The 22583-nt window shown below is 61.5% G+C and carries 23 protein-coding genes; 3 read left to right on the top strand and 20 right to left on the bottom strand.

Annotated features, from left to right (window positions below):
* Nucleotides 1–522, bottom strand: a complete 522-nt coding sequence (locus tag AC1RDS_RS16750) for a superoxide dismutase family protein (RefSeq protein WP_092699061.1) — start codon at nucleotides 520–522, stop codon at nucleotides 1–3.
* 187 nt (nucleotides 523–709) lie between these two features.
* Entirely contained in the window at nucleotides 710–1303 is a 594-nt protein-coding gene (locus AC1RDS_RS16745; protein WP_092699059.1) for a gamma-glutamylcyclotransferase, read from the bottom strand.
* 98 nt (nucleotides 1304–1401) lie between these two features.
* On the opposite strand from AC1RDS_RS16745, the gene AC1RDS_RS16740 reads away from it, so the two are divergent.
* Nucleotides 1402–1926: an OmpA family protein gene (locus tag AC1RDS_RS16740; RefSeq protein WP_348682333.1), complete on the top strand. Its 525-nt coding sequence runs from the start codon at nucleotides 1402–1404 to the stop codon at nucleotides 1924–1926.
* 111 nt (nucleotides 1927–2037) lie between these two features.
* Here the strand turns inward: AC1RDS_RS16740 and gloA are convergent, their stop codons facing one another.
* Both gloA and AC1RDS_RS16730 read right to left on the bottom strand, forming a co-directional pair.
* On the bottom strand, nucleotides 2038–2451 hold the full coding sequence (gloA, locus tag AC1RDS_RS16735) for a lactoylglutathione lyase (protein WP_026437733.1): 414 nt from the start codon (nucleotides 2449–2451) through the stop codon (nucleotides 2038–2040).
* Nucleotides 2448–2999 (bottom strand): PaaI family thioesterase, encoded by a 552-nt coding sequence (locus tag AC1RDS_RS16730; protein ID WP_092699055.1) that lies wholly within the window; start codon nucleotides 2997–2999, stop codon nucleotides 2448–2450. Before AC1RDS_RS16730 ends, gloA begins: the two co-directional genes overlap by 4 nt.
* A 73-nt stretch (nucleotides 3000–3072) precedes the next feature.
* On the opposite strand from AC1RDS_RS16730, the gene AC1RDS_RS16725 reads away from it, so the two are divergent.
* Nucleotides 3073–3552, top strand: a complete 480-nt coding sequence (locus AC1RDS_RS16725) for a MarR family winged helix-turn-helix transcriptional regulator (RefSeq protein ID WP_348682334.1) — start codon at nucleotides 3073–3075, stop codon at nucleotides 3550–3552.
* 69 nt (nucleotides 3553–3621) lie between these two features.
* A complete protein-coding gene (locus AC1RDS_RS16720) occupies nucleotides 3622–4980 on the top strand; it encodes an MATE family efflux transporter (protein ID WP_092699053.1) in 1359 nt (452 codons plus the stop codon).
* Here the strand turns inward: AC1RDS_RS16720 and AC1RDS_RS16715 are convergent.
* From AC1RDS_RS16715 to AC1RDS_RS16640, 16 genes are all read right to left on the bottom strand, one after another.
* Nucleotides 4962–5774 carry an SDR family NAD(P)-dependent oxidoreductase gene (locus tag AC1RDS_RS16715; protein WP_092699051.1) on the bottom strand — a complete coding sequence of 271 codons (813 nt, stop codon included), beginning with the start codon at nucleotides 5772–5774 and terminating at the stop codon, nucleotides 4962–4964. The genes AC1RDS_RS16720 and AC1RDS_RS16715 overlap by 19 nt on opposite strands.
* Before the next feature lie 558 nt (nucleotides 5775–6332).
* Nucleotides 6333–9464 carry an efflux RND transporter permease subunit gene (locus tag AC1RDS_RS16710; protein WP_348683833.1) on the bottom strand — a complete coding sequence of 1044 codons (3132 nt, stop codon included), beginning with the start codon at nucleotides 9462–9464 and terminating at the stop codon, nucleotides 6333–6335.
* A gap of 15 nt (nucleotides 9465–9479) precedes the next feature.
* Entirely contained in the window at nucleotides 9480–11093 is a 1614-nt protein-coding gene (locus AC1RDS_RS16705) for an efflux RND transporter periplasmic adaptor subunit (protein WP_348683831.1), read from the bottom strand.
* Entirely contained in the window at nucleotides 11090–12364 is a 1275-nt protein-coding gene (locus tag AC1RDS_RS16700) for a TolC family protein (RefSeq protein WP_348683829.1), read from the bottom strand. The genes AC1RDS_RS16705 and AC1RDS_RS16700 overlap by 4 nt, the downstream gene beginning before the upstream one ends.
* A complete protein-coding gene (locus AC1RDS_RS16695; RefSeq protein WP_348683827.1) occupies nucleotides 12361–12609 on the bottom strand; it encodes a DUF2789 domain-containing protein in 249 nt (82 codons plus the stop codon). Before AC1RDS_RS16695 ends, AC1RDS_RS16700 begins: the two co-directional genes overlap by 4 nt.
* Nucleotides 12610–12664: 55 nt before the next feature.
* Nucleotides 12665–13945, bottom strand: a complete 1281-nt coding sequence (locus AC1RDS_RS16690; protein WP_348683825.1) for an MgtC/SapB family protein — start codon at nucleotides 13943–13945, stop codon at nucleotides 12665–12667.
* Nucleotides 13946–14321: 376 nt separating this feature from the next.
* Nucleotides 14322–14906: a hypothetical protein gene (locus AC1RDS_RS16685; RefSeq protein ID WP_092699040.1), complete on the bottom strand. Its 585-nt coding sequence runs from the start codon at nucleotides 14904–14906 to the stop codon at nucleotides 14322–14324.
* Between the two features lie 114 nt (nucleotides 14907–15020).
* Nucleotides 15021–16928 (bottom strand): DUF3141 domain-containing protein, encoded by a 1908-nt coding sequence (locus AC1RDS_RS16680; RefSeq protein WP_287877804.1) that lies wholly within the window; start codon nucleotides 16926–16928, stop codon nucleotides 15021–15023.
* A 20-nt stretch (nucleotides 16929–16948) separates the two neighbouring features.
* Nucleotides 16949–19462, bottom strand: coding sequence for a heavy metal translocating P-type ATPase (locus AC1RDS_RS16675; RefSeq protein WP_092699038.1), 2514 nt, complete (start codon nucleotides 19460–19462; stop codon nucleotides 16949–16951).
* Between the two features lie 3 nt (nucleotides 19463–19465).
* A complete protein-coding gene (locus tag AC1RDS_RS16670; RefSeq protein ID WP_092699036.1) occupies nucleotides 19466–19717 on the bottom strand; it encodes a DUF2933 domain-containing protein in 252 nt (83 codons plus the stop codon).
* Nucleotides 19718–19801: 84 nt separating this feature from the next.
* Nucleotides 19802–20095 carry a heavy-metal-associated domain-containing protein gene (locus tag AC1RDS_RS16665; protein ID WP_092699033.1) on the bottom strand — a complete coding sequence of 98 codons (294 nt, stop codon included), beginning with the start codon at nucleotides 20093–20095 and terminating at the stop codon, nucleotides 19802–19804.
* Between the two features lie 51 nt (nucleotides 20096–20146).
* Entirely contained in the window at nucleotides 20147–20815 is a 669-nt protein-coding gene (locus AC1RDS_RS16660) for a methyltransferase family protein (protein ID WP_092699031.1), read from the bottom strand.
* Entirely contained in the window at nucleotides 20812–21087 is a 276-nt protein-coding gene (locus AC1RDS_RS16655; protein WP_092699029.1) for a DUF2933 domain-containing protein, read from the bottom strand. Before AC1RDS_RS16655 ends, AC1RDS_RS16660 begins: the two co-directional genes overlap by 4 nt.
* Nucleotides 21088–21113: 26 nt before the next feature.
* The gene (locus AC1RDS_RS16650; RefSeq protein ID WP_092699027.1) at nucleotides 21114–21587 is read right to left on the bottom strand and encodes a hypothetical protein; all 474 of its coding nucleotides are present in this window, start codon (nucleotides 21585–21587) and stop codon (nucleotides 21114–21116) included.
* Nucleotides 21588–21659: 72 nt separating this feature from the next.
* Complete coding sequence (locus tag AC1RDS_RS16645; protein ID WP_348683820.1) at nucleotides 21660–22004, bottom strand: copper-binding protein; 345 nt, start codon at nucleotides 22002–22004, stop codon at nucleotides 21660–21662.
* A gap of 65 nt (nucleotides 22005–22069) precedes the next feature.
* Nucleotides 22070–22564 (bottom strand): cupredoxin domain-containing protein, encoded by a 495-nt coding sequence (locus tag AC1RDS_RS16640; RefSeq protein ID WP_287877809.1) that lies wholly within the window; start codon nucleotides 22562–22564, stop codon nucleotides 22070–22072.
* Nucleotides 22565–22583 lie beyond the last annotated feature (19 nt).

The raw sequence follows: 22583 nt of genomic DNA, 5'->3' as shown, positions 1-22583 counted from the left end.
TTACTTTGCCGTGATCACGGCGCAGGCCAGGCGCGGACCTGCATTGCCGGTGGGCTGGGTCTGGTAGTCATCGGGGTCGCGGTGCACGATCAGGCCCTTGCCGACGATGTCGTTGGCGCTGCTGCCCACGCGTATCGTGCGCGATTCAAAGCGGAACGTCGCCACGCCATCGGCATCGGCCTTGAGGCTGGGCAGGTCACCCGTGTGGTGCTCGCCCATGCCATGGTGGCCGTGCGGCTTGCCGCCCGGGTTGAAGTGGCCGCCGGTGCCCATGCCGTCGCCGCTGGAGCAGTCGCCTTTTTCATGAATATGAAAACCATGTTCGGCGCCCGGCTTGAGGCCTTTGATGGTGCCCGACACTTTGACCACCTCGCCCGACTGGACAAACGTCACCGTGCCGGCTGCGGTGTTGCCGCGCGTGGGTTGGAGTTGGGCGGTGGCGCTCGGACCCGCGGAATAGGCGGCGCAGCCCGCCAAAGAGGCCACCAGGGCGGCCGATATAAAAACGGTTTGCAAGGACATGCCTGAGACTCCTGAAGAAGGTTGACGGTAAGCACCGGCACTCACAGGCTGGGGTACCTGCCACAGGCGCCGCCAGCCAGCGCCATCGTGCCCCGTGGCGCATTCTCCATCTGGCGGTAAAGAACTACAACTGCCATCCCCGGCGGATGCAACGGCGCCAGAGCCCCTTATCGAGGGAGGCCTGGGTTCAGCACCGACGGTGTGTCAGTGCAATCAGACGGGCCAGGGCCTGGTCCTGGATGCCATGCCGGAGCAACTCGTCATGGGTGGTCTGCGCATAGTCGCGCGTGGTGCCAAAGCGCCCGCTGGCCTGCTCGAAAATGCGGCGGTATTCGTGGTCGGGCAGCACGCCGGTGTGATTGGGGCTCTTGCGCGACAGGGTGAAGGCGAGGGCGCGCACAGGGCCGTGCGGGGTCTGGCAGGCCAGCCAGCGCGGGTCGTACACGGCGGTGACCATCTCGCGCTGCCACAGGTTGGTCAGGACCTGCGGGGCATGCGCCTTGTCCACACGGAATACCATGCCCCGGCAGCTACCGCCCGAGAGCATGCCAAACACCAGGCCCGGGCATTCGGGCGTGCCCCGGTTGACGCGGCTCCACATCTTGAGTGCGCGGTGCCAGCCGTGCACCTTGGCGGCTCTGCGCTCTGCGTAGTCAAAATCCGGGCGCCAGATGAGCGAGCCATAGCCAAACACCCACAGATCCTCGTGGCCACCCCAGTCCATCAGGGCGCGCTCCAGCATGGGTGCCGGATCTCGCAGGGGGGCGGGCAGATTCGTCATGCGTTCACTCTACAATTCAAGGCTTTGTTTCAACAGGCCGGGTGCGCCGCCTTGCGGGTTGCGCGCCACTGGCACCACCATTTTTACGAGGATTTCCCATGTCTGACGACGACAGCCAAGAACGTTTTGCCCTCGGTTTCCTGATTGCGCTGATTGCACTGCTGATTTCCGTGGTCGTGGGCACCGTGGTGGTCAAGCGCGTGGGCGGCTCGACAGCACCCAAGCCCGCTGCAACCGCAATAGCTAGCAACGCGCCAGCAGCACCTGCCGCTGACGCAGCGGCCACCGACGGCGCCAGCGTGCGCGTGGAAAACGGCGTGGTGAAGTTCTACTTTGCCAGCGCCAAGGCCGACCTGGCCACGGGTGCCAACGAAGCCCTGGCCGATGTGGTCAAGGGTGTGTCCGAAGGCAAGACGGCTGTGGTTTCGGGATTCCACGATGCCACGGGCGATGCCGCACTGAATGTCGAGCTGGCCAAGCAACGCGCCTTTGCCGTGCGCGACGCGCTCAAGGCCCTGGGCGTGGCGGAAGACAAGATCGAACTGAAGAAGCCCGAGGAAACCACCGCCAGCGGCAGCAACGCCGAAGCCCGTCGTGTGGAAGTGGCACTGAGCGCCCAGTGACCGAGCGCTTGCGTTGAAAAAAACCCGGCATTGCCGGGTTTTTTTATGGATAAAAATGCCGCTATCTTTTATGGGTAAAGCGCTACCAGCTATTTATTTGATAGTGAAGGATTAGCGCAAACCAGCGCCGCCCGTGCCCTCGGCGCGCTGGATCAGCTCAATCTTGTAGCCATCGGGGTCCGTTACAAACGCGATCACCGTGGTGCCGCCCTTGACCGGGCCTGCTTCGCGCGTCACGTTGCCGCCCGAGGCCTTGATCTTCTCGCACGCGGCATAGGCATCCGGAACGCCCAGTGCGATGTGGCCGTAGGCCGTACCCATCTCGTAGCTTTCCACGCCCCAGTTGTAGGTCAGCTCGATCTCGGCCTGGCCGGGATTGCCGCCCTCGAAGCCCAGAAACGCCAGCGAGTATTTGTACTCGGGGTTCTCGGACTGGCGCAGCAGTTGCATGCCCAGCACCTGGGTGTAGAAATCAATCGAGCGTTGAAGGTTGCCAACGCGCAGCATGGTGTGGAGGAATTTCATGCCTTCGATTGTGCCGGCAAGTCGAAAACGAGGCAGGTGGTGGTGGCGTGGGCGTAAAGCGTGCCGTCGGGCCCCACCAGGCGCGCTTCGGCCGTGGCCAACTGGCGGCCCGCGTGGATCACGCGGCCCTCGGCGCGCACGCGCTGCACCTTGGGTGTGATGGCCTTGACCAGGTTGATGCCCAGCTCGGCCGTGGTGTAGCCACGCCCGGGCTCCATGCGCGTGTGCACGGCGCAGCCCAGGGCCGAATCGAGCAGGGTGGCAAACCAGCCCCCGTGCACGGTGCCCATGGGGTTGAAGTGCTCCACGCGGGGCGTGCCCTGGAAGGTGGCCGTACCTTCGCCCACGTCCACGATCAAAAAGTCCAGCGTCTTGGCAATGGCGGCATAGGGCAGTTCGCCACGCAGCATGGCTTGCATTTGCTGCAGGCCGGTCAGGTGGGCAATCTGGTCACGGCGGGCCACACCCGGGCCGGGGCCTGCATCCAGTGTGGCAAGGATGTCGCGCTCCTGCGCGAGCCAGTGTTCAAGGTGGTTGTGCTGGGTCATGGGGTGTACGGGCCGGTGGTGTGGTTGAAACACATGAGTTGCATATGCAATTATTGCAGATACAATGAAATCCATGCAAGCCGAACCATCGCCCCTGGCCCCCGTGCTGCCGCAGGGCTGCACCAACTTCAAGCTGCGCCAGCTGATGCGCCGCGTGGCCAACCACTACGACGCCGAAATGGCCCAATGCGGGCTCAAGACCACGCAGTATTCGCTGCTGTCGCACGTGCTCAAGCTGGGCCCGATCCGCCCGGGCGACCTGGCGGTGGCTATGAAGATGGACGCCTCGACGTTGACGCGCAACCTGCGCCCGCTGGTGGATGCCGGTTGGGTCACGCTGGAAGCGGGCGCCGATGCCCGCAGCCGCCTGGCCCACATCACCGACACCGGCCGCGACAAACGCGCCGAGGCGCAGCGCCACTGGAAGGCCGCACAACTCGCGCTGAATGAAACACTGGGCGTGGAGCGCGTGATGGCATTGCATGCGCTGGTGGACGAATCCATGGATCTGCTGGCGGCGTTACCCGTACAAGCGCATGGCCATGCTGACTGATGCGTGCCAGGCCTGTTCTCCTGCAACGGGGTCTGTCCTGTGACTGACGGCCTCACCCCCCGCACCCGCATGCTGTTGGAGGCGCCAATTGCGCCCACGCTGCTGCGACTGGCGGCACCCAATGTGCTGGTGATGCTGGCACAGGCGGGCGTCGGGCTCATCGAAACCTACTTTGTCGGCCAACTGGGCACCGACGCACTGGCGGGCATGGCGCTGGTGTTTCCGGTGGTCATGCTGATGCAGATGACCTCCGCCGGGGCCATGGGCGGCGGCATTGCGTCGGCCATTGCCCGCGCTTTGGGCGCCCGGCGGCGTGACGATGCCGATGCGCTGGTGCTGCATGCGCTGGCCATAGCGGCGGTTTTCTCGCTGGTCTTCACGGTGGGCGTGGTGGGAGGAGGGCGCTGGCTCTACACCCGCATGGGCGGCACGGGTGGCGCGCTGGATGCGGCACTGGTCTATTCCAGCTGGGTGTTTGCCGGTGCGTTTCTGGTGTGGCTGTTCAACACGCTGTCTGCCGTGATCCGGGGCACGGGCAACATGGCCGTGCCTGCCTATGTCACGGTGCTGGGTGCCTTCGTGCTGGTGCCGCTGTCGCCGCTGTTCATCTTTGGCTGGGGCCCCATGCCCGGCCTGGGCATCGCCGGCGGGGCCATCGCGCTGATGGCGTACTACCTGGTCGGCAGCGTGGTGCTGGCGGTGTACCTGTGGTCGCCGCGCAGCCTGCTGCGGCCGTCGTTGGCGCACATCCGGTTTCGCTGGGTCTTGTTCAAGGACATCCTGCGGGTCGGGCTGGTGGGCATGGTCTCTACCGTCGCCACCAACCTGGCGATTGGCGTCACCACCGCGCTGGTGGGCGGCTTTGGCACGGTAGCCATTGCGGGCTACGGCACGGCGTCCCGGCTGGAATATCTCCTGGTGCCACTGGTCTTTGGCCTGGGTGCACCGCTGGTGGCCATGGTGGGTACCTGCATCGGCGCGGGCCAGCGCGAGCGGGCGCTACGCGCCACCTGGATCGGCGCAGCCATGGCGTTTGTGATGGCCGAGGCGATTGGCCTGTGGGCGGCAACGTTTCCCAACGCGTGGTTGTCGCTGTTTAACAACGAGCCGGCCATGCTGGAGGCGGGTGCGCTGTATCTGCGCACCGTGGGCCCTGTCTATGGATTTTTTGGCCTGGGCCTGGTTCTGTACTTTGCCTCGCAAGGGGCAGGGCGCCTCCTCTGGCCCGTCATCGGCAACATCGTGCGCCTGGCTGTTGCGGTGACCGGCGGCTGGCTGGCGCTGCACTGGGGCGGCGGTTTGGCGGCGGTGTTCGCCGCTCAAGCCGCAGCGCTGGTGCTGTACGGCGCGGTCAACGCCTGGGCGATTGCGGGCGGCGCATGGTTTGGCCCGGTGGGCTGGCCGCGCATTCAAACCGGAACGGTGTAGTTCAGCGTCATGCGCCCACCGTCCACGGTCACGATCTCGCCGGTCACATAGCTGGCGGCATCGCTGGCCAGCCAGGCCACCACATCGGCAATCTCCGATGGCTCGCCCAGCCGCTTCATGGGCGTGCGGCTCATGATCTTGTGTTTGGCCTCGTCGCTGGTCAGAACGGCCTTGGCGGCCAGCTCGGTGGCGATGGTGCCGGGCGCCACGGCGTTCACGCGGATGTTCTTGTCGGCCAGCGCCAGCGCCATCACGCGTGTGAGCTGGTTCACGCCGCCCTTGCTCACGTTGTAGCTGGCAATATTAGGAATGGTCAGCACACCGTTGACCGAGCTCATGTTGACGATGGAGCCACCGCCACAACCGTCATTTTGTGCCGCCATGGCCCGCGCCACCGCCTGACCGACCAGGAACGAGCCCTTGAGGTTGACCCGCAGCACGGCATCAAAGTCGGCCTCGGTCACGTCCAGGAAGTCCGCAGCGCGGAAGATACCCGCATTGTTCACCAGCACGTCGATGCGGCCATGGGCCGCCAGAGTCTGGGCCACCAGGGCGTGCACCTGGGCCTTGTCACCCACATCGCAATGTACATACAGCGCGCCCAGTTCCTGCGCCAGCGCCTGTCCGCGCGCATCGTCCACATCCACAATCACCGGCTTGGCGCCTTCGATCGCAAAACGGCGGACGCAGGCCTCGCCAATGCCTTGTGCGCCGCCAGTGACGATGCAAACCCGACCTTGGTGGCCGAAATGGATGGTGGATGCAGAGGGAGTTGCCGGTGCAGGAATGGTCATGGCTTGGATGGTAGCGGTTTGCGCTAGCCCAGCCCGCCAGGCCTCACCGGTAGCTCCATCCGGTTCAGCAGCCGCAGCAGCCGATAGGCCGTGTACGGGATGTCGTGCCGGCCGGTTTCCCAGTTATGTAATGTCCGCTGGCTGATGTGTGAAGATTCTTCGCGCAGGTGGCCTGATTCCAGCCGAGGTTTCTGTACAGGGTGACGAAGCGGGAGGCAAGCTGGGCGCGGGTGTCCGGGTCAAACCGCCTTGCCCCGATGCGCTGCGCGACTAGATACGATGTATATTATGTTAACTAACAAAATTCACATCCATCCAACTAATCCTGTCACCCGGCATCCGCTGAAGGGAAAATGTCACGTCGGCCGAGCCCTAGGCGGTAGCCGGGCGACAGAAAGTAGGTACGAAAAACGGCTGAAGTGCGACACCATCGAGGTGCAGGCGCCCTCTTTCATGTTTGGATCTCATTTCTATCGGGCCCGCCATCACCTCAGAACCATTTTTGCCTACCCGGATGCCACGGGCGAGTAGTTGCTTGTGCATGCGAGGCCTATTGCATCAAGCGCGCCTTCTTCGAAGTTCCACTTGCTTGACGATCGCGTAAAGCGCAGGGATCACGGCCAGCGTCAGTACGGTCGAGGAAATCATGCCACCGACCATCGGTGCGGCAATGCGGCTCATCACTTCCGAGCCGGTGCCAGTCCCCCACATGATGGGCAGCAGGCCCGCCATGATGGCAACGACTGTCATCATCTTGGGACGAACCCGCTCGACTGCGCCTTCCATGATGGCCTCATAGAGATCTGCCACGCCAGGCTCCTTGTTGTCGGCACGCCGCCGGGTCTGAATCTCTTCCCAAGCATGGTCGAGATAGATCAGCATGATGACACCCGTCTCCGCCGCCACCCCAGCCAACGCGATGAAACCCACCGCGACGGCCACCGACATGTTGTAGCCCAGCCACCACATGAGCCAGATACCGCCCACCAAGGCAAACGGCACCGACAACATGACGATCAAGGTTTCGGTCAACCGCTTGAAGTTCAGGTACAGGAGCAGGAAGATGATCAGCAAGGTGACCGGAATGACCACCTTCATTTTCTGCACCGCGCGCTCCATGGACTCGAACTGGCCGCTCCATGTGGCGTAGTAGCCGGGCGGGAATTTGACCTGCTCGTTCACTGCTTTGCGCGCCTCGGCGACGTAGCCACCGACGTCACGCTCTCGGATGTCCACAAAGATGTAGGCTGACAGCAATCCATTTTCGGTACGGATGCCCGGCGCGCCCTTGGCCACCTCCACGCGCGCGACCTGGCCCAGCGGCACCATGGCTCCATCCATGGTCGGCACCAGGACCTCGCGAGCGATCTGCTGCGGATCGGATCGCAGTTCGCGCGGGTAGCGCACCGTCACACCAAAACGCTCTCGCCCTTCCACCGTGGTAGTGACCATGTCCCCGCCGAGTGCCGTACCAATGACTTCCTGCAGATCACCCACTGCCAGCCCGTAGCGCGCCAGCTGCGTGCGGTCAGGCTCGATATTGAGATAGAAACCGCCTGTGATCCGCTCCGCGAATGCCGAGGTTGTGCCTGGCACCGCTTTCACTACGGTTTCGATCTCCCGCGCCAGGCGTTCCATTTCGTTCAAGTCCTTGCCGAAGACCTTGATGCCAATGGGCGTGCGGATACCGGTGGACAGCATGTCGATGCGCGCCTTGATGGGCATGGTCCAGGCATTGGAGACGCCCGGAAACTGCAGCGCCTTGTCCATCTCGGCGATCAATTTGTCGGTGGTCATGCCAGACCGCCAGGCTGACTCAGGCTTGAGATTGATGACCGTCTCGAACATTTCCGTCGGGGCGGGGTCGGTGGCCGTGTTGGCTCGCCCTGCCTTGCCGTAGACCGATTCCACCTCCGGAAAGCTTTTGATGATCTTGTTTTGCGTTTGCAGCAACTCGGCGGCTTTGGTGATCGACATTCCAGGCAGCGAAGCGGGCATGTAAAGCAAGGTGCCTTCATTGAGTGTAGGCATGAACTCCGACCCTAGCTTGCTGGCCGGATAGAACGACACCCCCAGCACCATCAGGGCAAGAGCAATGGTCACCTTCTTCCAGCGCATCACACCGCCGATGATGGGTCGGTAGGCCCAGATCAAGAATCGGTTCACCGGGTTACGTGACTCCGGCATGATGCGCCCGCGAATGAAAATCATCATGAGCACCGGTACCAGCGTCACCGACAGCAGCGCCGCGCCCGCCATCGAGAAGGTCTTGGTGAAAGCCAGCGGCGAGAACATGCGTCCCTCCTGTGATTCCAGCGTGAACACGGGAAGAAACGACACGGTGATGATGAGCAGCGAGAAGAACAGTGCCGGGCCGACCTCCTTGCAAGCGGTGATCATGGCTTGCGCTCGCTGCTTGTCGTCGTGCCCGGGCGGGAGTCTCTCCAAATGCTTATGGGCGTTCTCGATCATGACGATGGCCGCATCCACCATGGCACCGATCGCAATGGCGATACCGCCCAGGCTCATCAGGTTGGAATTCATGCCCAACAGGCGCATCGCGATGATGGAAATCAGCACACCCACGGGCAACATCAAGATAGCCACGAGGGCTGATCGAATGTGCATCAAAAAGACCATGCAGACCAAGGCAACGATCAGGCTTTCCTCCAGCAGCGTTCGCTTGAGCGTATCGATGGCCCGATAAATCAGGTCGGATCGGTCGTACACCGCCTGGATACTGACACCTTGCGGCAGCCCTGCCGAAATTTCTGTGATCTTCTCCTTCAGGTTATGAATGACCTCCAGGGCGTTCTGGCCATAGCGGGCCATGGCGATGCCCGAGACCACCTCACCCTCCCCATTGAGTTCGGTAAGACCGCGCCGTTCGTCGGGAGCGATTTCGACGCGGGCAATGTCTCGAATCAATACGGGCGTACCCTTTTCGGCCTTGATGACCAGATTTTCAATGTCCGCTACGCCACGCAAATAGCCTTTGCCGCGCACCATGTATTCCGTCTCGGCCATCTCAACGACGCGGCCGCCGACGTCACGATTGGAATCGCGAATAACCTGTGATACCTTGGCCAACGGAATGCCATAAGCCCGAAGCTTCACCGGATCGACGGTGACCTGGTAGGTTTGGACAAAACCACCAATGGATGCCACCTCGGCAACGCCATGTGCCTTGGTCAGCTGATAGCGCAGGTACCAATCTTGCAATGTGCGCAACTCGGCCAGGGTCTTGTCCTTGGCAAGCAACGCGTACTGGTAGACCCAACCCACGCCAGTGGCGTCAGGGCCGATTTGCGGCGTGACGCCCTTGGGCATTCGGCTGGATGCGAAGTTGAGGTATTCCAGCACGCGCGAACGTGCCCAATAGATGTCTGTGCCATCCTCGAAGATGATGTAAACGAAGGACGCTCCAAAGTACGAAAAACCTCGCACCACTTTGGACTTGGGTACCGACAGCATGGATGTGGTCAACGGATAGGTGACCTGGTCCTCGACCACCTGGGGCGCTTGTCCAGGGTATTCGGTGTAGACGATGACCTGCACGTCGGACAAGTCCGGCAGCGCGTCCAGCGGTGTTCGCAGTACCGCGAACACCCCCCCGGCAATGACAAAAAGGGTGGCCAGCAGTACCAGGAAGCGGTTGTTTCCCGACCAGTCAATGATCTTCGCGAGCATGGTGTTCCCTGACGGTCAGTTATGGCCGGTGTGCGCATTGGCCGCCGCGTTGCCCACGGGTTTCACGGAGGTGATCACCCATTCGCCCTGCCCACGCTCCACAAACTCGAAGGCGACCAATGCGCCAGGCTTCATGCCCGCCAGCAACCCGTTGTTGGAGACCTTGAACTCCATCGACATCGCGGGCCATTTGAGGGTAGGTATGGGGCCATGGGCAATGGTGACCATGCCGGCCTTGGTATCCAACTCATCCACCCTGCCCTCACCCTGGTGCCCGACGGAGGCAGCAGGCTTGCCCGCATCCGGGGTGCCTTGTGCGTCCGGCTTGGTCCCATGTGAGGAGTGCCCAAAGCCCCCCACGGCCGCCTTGAGGTTGCTTTCTGCATCGATCAGGAAATTGGCAGCGATTACCACCTGCTCTCCCTCGCGTACGCCTTCGATGACTTCAATGCGGTCGTCGCTGCGTGCGCCCACTTTGACATCGCGGGGTTCGAATCGGCCTTCCTTGAGCTGCACCAGGACGATCTGGCGCGTGCCGCTGTCAATCACGGCCGAAGTCGGCACTGTCAACACAGTGCCCTTGCTGGCGGTCGGAAGTTCCACCTGGGCAAACATGCCCGGTTTGAGCAAGCCACCCGTGTTCAACAAATCGACGCGCACCTGCACCGTTCGGGTTTCAGGCTTCAGGGTGGGGTACACATAACTGACTGCCCCCTGGAACACCTTGTCTGGGTAGGCATTGATCTGCACCCTGGCTTTGCCCCCCAACTTGACCAATCCGATGTCTTGCTCGAAAACATCCGCGATCACCCAGACCGAGGACAGGTTTGCAACCTGGTAGAGCATTTCACCCGGCATGAAACGCATGCCTTGGACGGCCTTCTTGTCGGTGATGATCCCAGCCACCGGGGAGCGGAATGTCAGCGTGCGGCGGGATTCGCCAGATTTGGCCAAGGCCTTGACTTGCTCGTCCGAAATGTCCCAATTGCGAAGCCGCGCCAGGCTGGAGTCAGCCAGCTCACGCATGCCACGCTGTGCCTCACCCGAGGCATCCTTCAACGCATCGACGCCCTGTGCTGCAATGGCGTACTCGCGTTGAGCGGACACCAGTTCGGGACTATAGACTTCGAACAGCGGCTGCCCCTTGCTCACAGCCTGTCCTGTGACGTTGACATGCAGACGCTCGACGTAACCCTCAAATTTGGCAGCGATGGTGAAGGTCTGGCGCTCGTCTGGTTCGATGCGTCCGGCAGATCGCACCACCTTGTCCAGTGAACGCAGAATGGCCTCCTCGGTGCGAACGCCGAGTTTCTGAATCTTTTCGGTACTGATGCGAATCTGGTTGGAACTGGTTTGGGCTTCTTCCTGCTCTCCCTCGTAGACCGGGATGTAATCCATCCCCATCGGATCTTTTTTCGGTGTGGGAGAAGTGTCGGGCAGCCCCATCGGGTTACGGTAGAAAAGCACCCTGCGCTCCTTCTTGGCGGAAACATCAGAAGCGCCCGGCGACGCAGTCTGGTCACCACTGCGGACTTCGGATGGGCGCTGCCCCATCCAATAGCCACCGCCCGCCGCCAACCCCGCGGCGACGATAGCCAAGAGCACGCCTGCCTTGAACCCTGTTGTCATTGTTCTTCCCCCACGATGCTTTCAATGCTGGCAAGCCGCTTCTGTGCGTCTACTCCGGCTTTGATCTGATTCAATTTGGTTTGGCGAATTTGGCGCTGCGCATCCAGCAAGGTTGCAAAATCCACCTTGCCCGTCTGGTATCCGGCCAGCGCCGAGCGGAAGGTCAACTCGGATTGCGGCAAGAGGCTGTCCGTCGTCAACGCCAGCGAACGCCGGGCAGACTCGAAACCTGCCACGTTGGCGTAAAGGTCTGCCAAGACCTGGTTCGTGACAACTTCCTGGCGTGAGCGCGCAGCGGCCAACATCGCCTCGGACTCCCGCTCCTGGGCGCGCCGCGCGTCTTGCTGCAGGGGAATGTTCACCTCGACCATCAATTCCCACTCTTTGACCGATCCCCGGTACTGAATCGGAGAGATGCCGACGTTGAAGTCGGGATAGCGGTTCTTGTAGGCCAACTCGCGGCTCTTCTCGGCAGCCCTGATCTGGGACTCTTCCGTGCGCAGCAGCGGATTGTTCATCCGGGCGCGCACCTCCAGGGCCGCGAAGCTGACTTGCTCCAGCGGCGGCAATGCACGGATCTGCTCGGGTGCCGCCAAAGACTCCGAAGTCGGACGCCCCACGAGAGCATTCAGTCGGGCCTGGAGCTGGCGGCGCTCCGCGTCCAGTGCAATCAGTTCGTTGCGCATGGTGGACTGCTCCACCTGCGCACGGATCACGTCCTGTTGCGCAGCAAGCCCGCCCGCGTAGCGGACCTGGGCAACCTTTTCCAGCCGCGCCATCAGGTCCAATATTTCGCGCGACAAACGTTCGTTCTGATCCAGGTAATAGAGCTCGGCATACGTTGTCTTGATCTTGCCGGCCAGTTCAATCCAGGTGCCTGCTGCACGGCTTCTCGCGGCTTCTGCTTGCGACTGAGCCACCTCGCGCTTCAGACCGCGTTTACCCATCCAGGGCAGATCCTGCATCAGCAGGTAGCGGGTACTTCCCACGCGCCCTGGCAGCAGGGTGGGGTTTTGTGCCCCCATGCGCGTGATGTCACGCAATTCGGTTCGGAACTTGGGGTCCGGCAAGGCGCCCGCAGGCACGACGCGTTCTGCTGCCGCATCCGCATCAAAACGCATACTGGCGACTTCGGGGTTTCGCTCCCTGGCCGCTTGCAGCAACCCTTCGACACTCGACCCCAGCTTGACCTCTTGCGCGTAAACCATCGGGCTCAGCACAAGAGACACCAGTACCACACCCAACGACAGGCGATTCCTCACAGGCATCATGACCGCCCCCTGGGTGCACGCAAGGCAACATTCAACCGGTCAATGACTTCGGCCCAGTCCGCATCTTCCAGAAGTTCTTCGCGCAAAAGCGTCGCCTGCGCTGGCGTCCAGAACGGCGCATCGGCCAGCAGCACATCGGTCGGAAGTGGTGAATGCGCCTTCAGGAACGCCCCAATGCCGGCCTCGCCCGTGCGCAAGCCGAGCTGGGCAAACAGTTCAGAGAAACGATGAAATGACTTTTCCATAGCGGTGATCCCTATTGTTCAAACACAAGAATTCGGAAAACGTGGCTGGTGAGGCTCACGAAAGCGTCACGCTCAACGCCAATACGACCGCTCCGCACGCCATCGCGCCCAGGTAGCCGAGAACAACCGATTTACCGACCTGCGCCCCACCCGTCGTCCAGGCGATGCCAGCCTTGGTCACCATGTTTGCCAACGTCGCGAGACCGAGCGCCGTGACGGTGGCCACCGTTGACAATCCCCCGGCACCATGCAGCCGAGCGAGCGAGATCAAGATCGCGTCCACGTCCGCCAGGCCAGAAACCGCCGACAACACATAGAGGCCGCTGGTGTCCAGCCACTGCTTTGCCGCGGGCACCAGGACACTCATGACAGCAAGCAACACACCAAAGCCGAGCGCAGTGCCAAGGTCGAATGGCGCCATCGCGCCGATAGCGCCCTCCCCCACTGCGGTACGGTCCAGTTTGCGCCACCGCCATAGCGCAATACACAGCAGCACCACGCCAGTGACTGCCAGGGCGCTGCCGAAGGTGGACACCAACTTCGGCTGGATGACGCCCAGCAGAACGACCATGCGAAAAAACATGACGCCGCACGAGGCCAACGTGCCAGCAGCCGCCGCGCCGGCCAGCGAAGGCTGCTCGCGTGCATAGCGGGCCAAGGCCAATGTGGCGGCCGTGGAAGAGGCCAGCCCTCCCAGAATCCCGGTCCACAGCACACCCCTTTGCGCGCCGGTGATCCGCATGGCAAAGTGGCCCGTCAGCGACAGGCCCGCAATCAGGATGACGGCCCACCACAGCTGGTACGGATTGAGCGCGCCATAGGGCCCCAGGACCGTATTGGGCAGGTAAGGCAGGATGACCATGGACAACACCAGCAGTTGTAGCGATGCCGTCAACTCGCGGTGATCGATCAAGCGCAACCAACCGTGCAAGGTCGGCTTAAGGTCCAGCAACACAGCGCCAATCACCGCTGCCGACAACGCCAAGGTGATGTGGCCGTGTGCCGCAAAGGCGCCCAGGACCAAAGTGAGCAGCATCGCCACCGGGGTGGTTGCGCTCAGGTTGCCAGTCAGTTTGGCATTTCGGGCGTAGGACACCGTCAGCAGCAAGGAGAGTCCGAGCAGCGCACCCAGCAAAGGCCAGGCGCCGAAAACTGGCTGCAGATGCCCAAGCACACCACCGAGCAGTCCGGTCAGGGCAAAGGTGCGCAGACCGGCAACCCGCCCTCCCTCCGGCAATTCGCGGTCGTGCCAGCCGCGTTCCAGGCCAATCACCAGACCGACAGCAAGCGCGGCGACCAGGCCTGAAGCGTCAGGTGGTAGTTCGTAGCCATTCATCGACGCTCTCCGTGGATGACCTGCATAGCCCCCTGCAGCATATTTCGCACGCCAGGCATCACGACCGCCCCACAGGGAAAGTGCAAGTCGACATTCAACTGATCCACCACTTCGGTCCAATCTGTGTCCAACATAATTTCCTCACGCAGCACCCTACCCTCGCCCACTGAAATCCAGGATGTTGCGCTTCCAATCTGAATCCGCCCGCCTTGTGCGAATGCACGTTGTGTATTTTGCGAGCCGACGGCTAACGGAAAGGTGTTTCAAAAATTACATTCCTGTCAGGAATTTCTGGGACGGGACCCAGGGGCCCATGATGAACATTGGCGCGTTTGAGGGCCCGATGGGTTGTTCCACCAACGGACAGGAGCACCCGTCAAGGCAACAAGGCCGGTGTCCGCAAGTCACCGGTTTCGCCACTGTTCTCCCCTGTGCCAAACGCAGTCGCATCAAGGGCGAACTCCACGTCGATTCGGGAAAGACGGTCAAAAAGCGCCATGTTCTGGTGGTTTTCAACACGCTCGAACAGGAGCACCTCGATCGGGCGCCACATCGCCACCCAGCCAACAATCAACAGGCCTTCGCTGATGGCAACAAGCACTTTGCTGTTGCCAGGATGAACCAACAAGGCACGTGCAAGCAGGGTCGTCCCCAGAACGGTGAGTCCCGTGAACAGAAAGCGCATGCCCTGTCGCATCCTTCGTCGATATCGGCGCCTGCACTGCGCATGCTGCGCCTGGAAATGTGTGTGGATCGCTCGCGTGATTTCGATTTCGTACTCTTTAATGGACACCGGGACATGAACCACAAGCCGAAGCGGTTCATCCGGACCGTGCTCACCCGCACAGTCGACGATATAGTTTTCAACGGCATGGCTCAGTGCCTTCTCATGGAGCGGCGAAGGGTCCAGAGAGTCGTAAAGCTGCGTGATTCGCTGAATTCGAATGTCGATGACCGTCATTCTTATGGGCTCCAAGGTTGGCTTGCGGGGAGCTTTCTCAGGCTGACTTCTCTAACCTGCTCCGGGCATCCGTACGCAGGTCGCAGTATCGGCAGTACCACAGATGCTCAGGGCTCAGTCCGCTTTGTTGCGCCCTGTACCACCGTCTCCGGTTTTGCCCATCGTCCCCGGGACGCTCAAGAACAAATCAGGACTTTGAAACATCAGACGAAACGCTTGCTCGATCGCAGCGTCGCGGCCTTCGCGAAGTCGTCCCAGCGCCTGGGTTACTTGTTCCGCAGCTTTACGCTCACGCTCGATCAATGGGTGATGCGGCGCCAGCGGTTGTCGGCTCCTGGCGAGCGGCTCGGCCAGCATGCTGACCGCTCTCATCCAGGGGTTGAATGCTTCTGAAAACACATACCTGCTGCTGCGCATCGGATGGAGCCACTTGAGCATTTCGGCTGTCCAGGGTGTAGCGAACGATTGCACCCAGGGACTGACGAATGCCCGGTAAAGCGCCTCGTTGAATGTCGAGATCTGTTTCACACGCTCAAAGGCTTCTTGCGGGTAGTCGGTTTTCAGGTCTTCCACATCACGGGTTTCGAAGCGGATGCGGTAGGACGGCTTATGACAGTCCGGGTCACCCGACGGGTTGTCTATCTTCATTTCGTAAAGGCCCGGTGCCAGCGCTTCAATGTCGGCCAGGCTCTCCAGGATGGCCCGGTGCTCCAGACGAGCGACTCCGGCCGACACAAAAATGCCGAGATGGCCGACGTGCGGGTTCGTGAGGTAGACAATGCGCTGCCCGGCCCGCTGGAGATCATCGGTGTCTTGGTAGACAGCCGGAATCCATCCAAGCGCCTGGCGCGGTGGCGTGATGTTGTCGCCGTAGGAAGCAAAGATGACGATGGGATTCCTGATCCGCCTCAGGTCCGCAGTGCAACCCTGGCAAATCTGGAAAAGGCCCGATTCCAGCTGGTTGCCGATGAACAGGTTCTCAACGATCGCGAGGATCTCTTCCCGGCTCAGGAAATAAAAACCGTTCCACCAGCGTTCAAAGTCCAGAAAGCGTCCCTGCTCAGTGTCAACGTTGGTGAAGAGTTGGGCGTACTTCTCCCAAATCGCCTTTTCTGGCTTGAGGTTCTCGAAATTCTGCGCCAGCCAAGCCCCGTCGAAACGGCCATTGCCCAGGTCAGCCGTCAGATGCGCCAACCAGCTGCCGCCCAGGAGCCCCCCGGAAAGACGCATCGGATTGACACCGGACTCGCCAGCCCAATACGACAAAGGCGAGCCATTGAGTACCACCGGTCCGACCAGACCAGCGCAGTCGGCGGACAGCAGTGTCACCGCCCACCCGGCCTGACAGTTGCCGTAGAGCACAGGAGGCTTGCCAGGATGGCGTTGGGCCACTTCTTCGACGAAACGCCGCAGCACATGCAACACATCTGCCAGGGTCTGCCCCAGGGCAGGCTCGGGAAAGAAGATGACGAAATAGACCGGATGGCCCTCACGCATGGCCATTCCGACTTCAGAGTCGCGCTTGAAGCCGCCAATACCGGGGCCATGGCCGGCGCGTGGATCGACAACAATGACCGGAGGTTTTTCAGGATCGACGCAGTCGTCCCAGCAATGCACGTCTATTTCGGTGATGCGCAGCAGTGCATAGTTGACCGGCCGCTCGAAGCTGCGCGCGTCCAGCAGCGTTTCATACTTGAAGTCCAAAAGCGGCGGCAACCCGGCTCGTTCGTGCTCCAGCATGTTGTTCGCGCGTTGGCGAAGCGTGTCCCAGAACATGATGGAGCGTTCAAAGAAGTCCCGCTGGTAGTCAAAAAAGTCCTGCGCCGACAGTGCTTCGGTTGCTCCTTTCATGCCACTGGACGCATTCTGTGCCGCAGGCTTCGTCAACTCCTCGGAATGGTCCAGGACGGCTGGTTGCAGATCCTCCGCCAGGCGTTGCTCCCTTTGTATCGCTGCTTTCCCCCTCCGCGGCCTGGCGCTTGGAGAGGCCTGAGGTTTTGGTGGTGGCGTGGGGGTTTTCATCATTCCTCCGGACTACGGCATCATTTCTTGCTCCGCCGCAAACGCAGCGCATTTCCAATCACCGACACCGAACTCATGCTCATGGCCAGTGCCGCGATCAGCGGGGACAACAACCACCCCGTGAACGGGTATAGAACACCTGCCGCAATCGGCACCCCAATGCCGTTGTAAACGAATGCGAACAGCAGGTTCTGGCGCATGTTGCGAACGGTGTCAGTGGAGATGTCGCGCGCCGCAGTGATTCCGCGCAAGTCGCCCTTGACCAGCGTGACCTGGCCGCTGTTCATGGCCACGTCGGTGCCCGTGCCCATCGCCACGCCGACATCGGCCTTGGCCAACGCAGGCGCATCGTTGATGCCATCGCCGGCCATGGCAACGATGTGGCCCTCTTTCTGCAGCCGTTCCACCAGCGCAAGCTTGTCGGCGGGCTTGACTTCGCCATGCACCTCGTCGATGCCAAGTTTGGCCCCCACGGCCTTGGCCGTGGTCAGGCCGTCTCCCGTCGCCATCACGATGCGCAAGCCGCTGGCGTGCAAAGCTTTGATCGCTTCCAGCGTAGTGGCCTTGATGGGGTCGGTCACGGCCAGGATGCCCGCCAGCTGTCTGTCCACGGCGAGATGCATCACGCTGGCGCCTTCACTGCGCAGGCGCTCAGCGTCGGTCTTGAGCGCATCCGTCGCCACGCCCTCCTGCGCCATCAATGCGGTGTTTCCCAGCACCAGGCGCTTGCCATCGACGAGGCCTCGCACGCCGATCCCGCTGCCTGACTCGAAATCCACCGGCTTGACCAGTTCCAGGCCTTTGGCGCGTGCGGCGCTGACGATGGCCTCTGCCAAAGGATGTTCGCTGCCTTGGTCCAGGCTGGCAGCCAGGCGCAATACTTCGTCCGCCGTATAGCCGGCGGCACCGACTGCGGTGTCAAAGGCGGGTTTGCCTTCGGTGAGCGTGCCGGTCTTGTCCACAATCAGCGTATCCACCTCGCGCATTTTTTCGATGGCACCCGCATCCCGGAACAGCACGCCTTGCGTGGCTGCCCGACCCGTGGCGACCATCACCGACATGGGCGTGGCCAGCCCCAGCGCACAGGGGCAGGCGATGATCAGCACGGCGACGGCATTGATCAGGCCAAACACCCAACTAGGCTCCGGACCGAACAAACCCCAGACAAAGAAGGTGGCAATGGCGATGAGCACCACCACGAGAACAAACTTCCCGGCAACCACATCCGCCATGCGCTGCATGGGCGCCTTCGAGCGCTGTGCATTGGCCACCATCTGAACAATCTGCGACAGCATGGTGGCCGCGCCGACTTTCTCGGAGCGCATCACCAAGGCCCCACTGGTGTTCATCGTGGCACCAATGACATTGTCACCAATGCGTTTGGTCACCGGCACAGGCTCACCGGTCAGCATGGACTCATCGACAGCGCTGCTGCCCTCGGTCACGATGCCATCGACCGGCACTTTCTCGCCGGGGCGAATGCGCAGCAGGTCTCCGACGTGCACATGGTTCAGGGGTACGTCTTCTTCGCTGCCGTCCGCATTGATGCGGCGTGCCGTCTTGGGCGCCAAACCGAGCAGCGCCTTGATCGCCGCAGAGGTTTGCGAGCGGGCCTTCAACTCGATGATCTGGCCCAGCATGGTCAGCGAGATGATGACCACGGCCGCCTCGTAGTACACAGCCACACGCCCCATGGAGACGAACGAATCCGGGAACACGCCCGGTGCCAGGGTGGCCACCAGGCTGTAGAGAAAGGCCGCGCCCGTACCCAGACCAATCAAGGTCCACATGTTGGGGCTGCGCAGGACGAGGGATTGCCAGCCGCGTACAAAAAATGGCCAGCCAGTCCACAAAACGACTGGCAGGGACAGCGCCAGTTCAAGCCAAGTCTGCACTTTCAGGTCAAACCATCCCAGGCGATGGCCGAACATTGCAAGAATGGTGACGATGAACGTGAAGGGCAGTGTCCACCAGAAGCGGCGCTGAAAATCCTTCAGTTCATGGTTGTCTTCCTCGTCCAGGGGAATGATGGGCTCCAATGTCATGCCGCACTTGGGACAGGTGCCTGGATGGTCTTGGCGCACCTCGGGGTGCATGGGGCAGGTGTAGATAGTGCCGGCCGGCTCTGGCGCGGTGTCCGCGGGCGCAACTGGCTGCGGCTTATGGGGAGGATTGTGGCCATGTTCGTGCGATGAGACGGCATCTCCCTCCGGAACCAGGCGCATCTGGCACTTCGGACAATTGCCTGGGTGATCTTGCCGCACCTCGGGGTGCATGGGGCAGGTGTAGATGGTGCCGGCCGGCTCTGGCGCGGTGTCCGCGGGCGCTGCAGATACCAGGTACTGCAGTGGGTTCGCCGCGAACTTGCCTTGGCACTTGGCGCTACAGAAATAGTAGGGCCGGCCTTCGTGCGTCGAATGGTGTTCAGACTGCTCCGTAACGGTCATGCCGCACACCGGATCCTTCAGATCCGTTGGCGGGGCTGGCTCGGCAAGGGGGTGGCTGCCGTGATGGTGGTGTGCATGCGTGTCCATTGCTTATTCCTTGTCGTTGTGGGTGCGCCGGGGCGGCTGCGCATGGTTGCCGTGCCCACCATGGCCGCCGTGGCCGTGCATCAGGTGCATGAGCGGGCAGGCGAGCAGCAGCAGGTAGGGCCAATAACCCAGAACATGGCCCCAGTGCTCTCGCAGCAGGAAAAAACCGGCGATCAAGGCCGCCGTTGCCAGCGCCATACCGGCGGGGCGGCGCCAAAACGATGGCGTATGGGCGTTGTGGTCAGGCTGATCCATGGCGTTGCTCCTTCAGAGTTGCTCGCAAGAGGTATGGGGCGCGGACGCGCCCGCCCGGTTGATCGGAAATGAATGCAGTGGCCGTTATCGGCAACCGCAGCCCCCCGCTCCGCCGTTGTGGCAACCCGAGGCTTTGGGCTGCGAGGTGGCAACGGGAGTGGACGCATCTGTGGCCAGCTTCGCGGGGTAGCCCGCATCCCTCAAGGCCACCAACAAAGGCGCGCTGCCCTGCGCCAGTTCCCCGCTCACCCGCACAAGGCCAGACGAGAGATCGACCTCCACCCCGCGGACCCCCGCCAGCGGCTGCAACGCCTGCGTGACGTGCTTGACACATGCGCCACAGCTCATGCCCTCGACTTGCAGATCCATCGTGCTCATATTTCAAACTCCTAGACAATGAAACGTGTACCGCCAGGGGAAAACTCTAGATCATCTGTTTGACACGGAGTCAGTTTTCGACTGGGCCTTGCCCATGCGGGGGAGAAACCGTGGTGTGCGCTGGGCGTAAGTGTCGTACTCAGCACCAAACTGTTTGCGCATTTCGTGCTCTTCGGTGATGGCCAGACGTCCGTACATCAGGAGCAAGACCGGGAACATGGCCAAGGTCAGCAACGTGGGCCACTGCAGCAGGAAGCCCAGCAAAATCATGACAAAAGCCACGTACTGCGGGTGGCGAATGCGTGCGTAGGGGCCTGCTGTAGCAAGCGACTGGCGACGCTGGGCGTGGTACAGCACATTCCACGCGGTGGACAACAGGTAGAAACCAAAGCCCAGAAAAACGTAGCTGGCGATGTGCAAAACGCCAAAATGCGGATCGCCCTTTTCGCCCAACAGGGTGGACCACAAGTGACCCGAGGTGTGGGAGAGCAGATCCAGGTTGGGGAACTTGGTTTGCAGCCAGCCCGACAGCAGATAGATCGTCAGCGGGAAGCCATACATCTCCACGAACAGAGCAACGATGAAGGCTGCGAATGCGCCAAACGTCCTCCAGTCACGGGCCGTCGCAGGCTTGAAAAAGCTGAAAGCGAACATGATGAAGATCGCTGAATTGATGATGACCAGCGACCACAGGCCGTACGCAGATTCGGTGTGGTTCATCGTGGATCCCCTTCCTTGCGTGATTCGGCAGTTTTCGACGCACCAGGCTTGCCCTGGCCATGGTGACCATGGTCACCATGGCCGCCGTGCATGAAGACATGCATCAGCGGGCAGGCGAGAAGCAGGAGAAAAGGCAGCGCCCCGACAACGTGCGCGAGGTGTTCTGTCCACAGGAAATACGCCGCCACGGCACCGATCACCACAAGGCCTATGGCATAGCGAGAACGCCAGAAGCTGGGGGGTGAATCGTGTCCGTCGTGTTGATGGTTCATGGTGTCCCCCCAATTCAGTGGATGCGTTATTTGGTTGGCGTGGTCGGCATGCGATCCATCATCATCTGCATCATCGACTCCATCATGGACATGCGCTTGTCCATCATCTGTGGATCGCGCTGCATGTTCGTCATGCCGGTGGATGGCTGGCCCGATGCCATCTGCCCTTGCATCGACTCCATCATGCGCATCCCGTCCTGCATGGTCTTCATGTGCTCAGCCATCAATGCCTGGCGCTCCTGGGGCGTCTTGGCGGCGGCCATCTTCTCGTGCATGACCTGCATGGCCTGCATTTGCCGGTCCATGGCGGCCATGTCACCCGAGCCCATGGCCCGGCCCGGCGATGGCAGTGCTGCGGCAGGTGCTGGCACCGCGGTTGCCGCAGGGGCGGCAGCGTCCGCCGGGTGGTGATCCTTGTGCTCGTCCGCACCTTGTGCCAATACGCCTGCGGAGGCGGCGGCGATACAGAGGCCGATCAGAGAGTGGCGAATGTGAATCATGATGCTTCCTTCCTGCTGTGAGAGTTGACTGGGGTTGCCGCGTCCGGCGGCACGGCGTGGTTGCTTCTTTGCTCAGCGCACGGGCTGGATGTCGGTGACGACCATCTTGCCGCCCTCCTGGATGACCACGAACTGCACCTTATCACCGGGCTTGAGCGTGGCAAGCTGGCCCTTGTCGCGGACTGTGAAGACCATGGTCATGCCGGGCATGTCCAGGTTCTTGATCTCGCCGTGCTTGAGGGTGACCTTGCCGTTGTCCGGATCGACTTTCTTCACCTCGCCGTCGGTCATGGAGTCCGATGCGTGGGACATCGCCATCTTGCCGTGATCCATCGTCGCTTGAGCAAAACTGCTGACGGGCATGGCTATGCCCATGGCAAGAGCGGAGATGGCAAGAATGTTCTTGATGGTGTGCATGGTGTCCTCTAAGTATGAATGGATGGATCTATTTATCTATGGGCGGGCGCGCTGTATCGAAGCCATCACTTGCGGCCCACCCGGACGACGCCCTTCATGCCTGCTTCGTAGTGGCCAGGCATCAGGCATGCAAAGTTCACGGACCCGGCCTTGGTGAACTGCCAAATGATGTCGCCCTGCTTGCCAGGCTGCAACGTCACCTTGTTGGGCTCGTCATGTTCCATGTCGGGGAATTTCTTCATCTGCTCCAGATGCTCCAGCAGTTCCTTCTCGGTGCCCAGGCTGAGTTCGTGCTTGACCTGGCCGACGTTCTTGACGATGAAGCGCACGGTTTCGCCCTGTTTGACCTGGATGTTCGACGGTGTGTAGCGCATGTTGTCGCTCATCTCGATGGTGATCGTGCGGCGGACCTTGGCGGTCAAACCGGGCTTGCCGATGGCCGTCTCATCCCCATTATGGTCATGGCCCCCCGTATGGCTGCCGCTGGCGAAGGCGGCCCCCGAAGTGGCAAACGCAAGCATGGCGAAGAGTCGGAAGGTATGGGACCAGGTGAATTTCATGGATGAACTCCAAATCAGA

The organism is Acidovorax sp. GW823-FHT02H02 (genome assembly GCF_058797075.1).
Note: the sequence above shows the minus strand (reverse complement) of the source record. Positions and strands in the feature narration are given on the sequence as shown.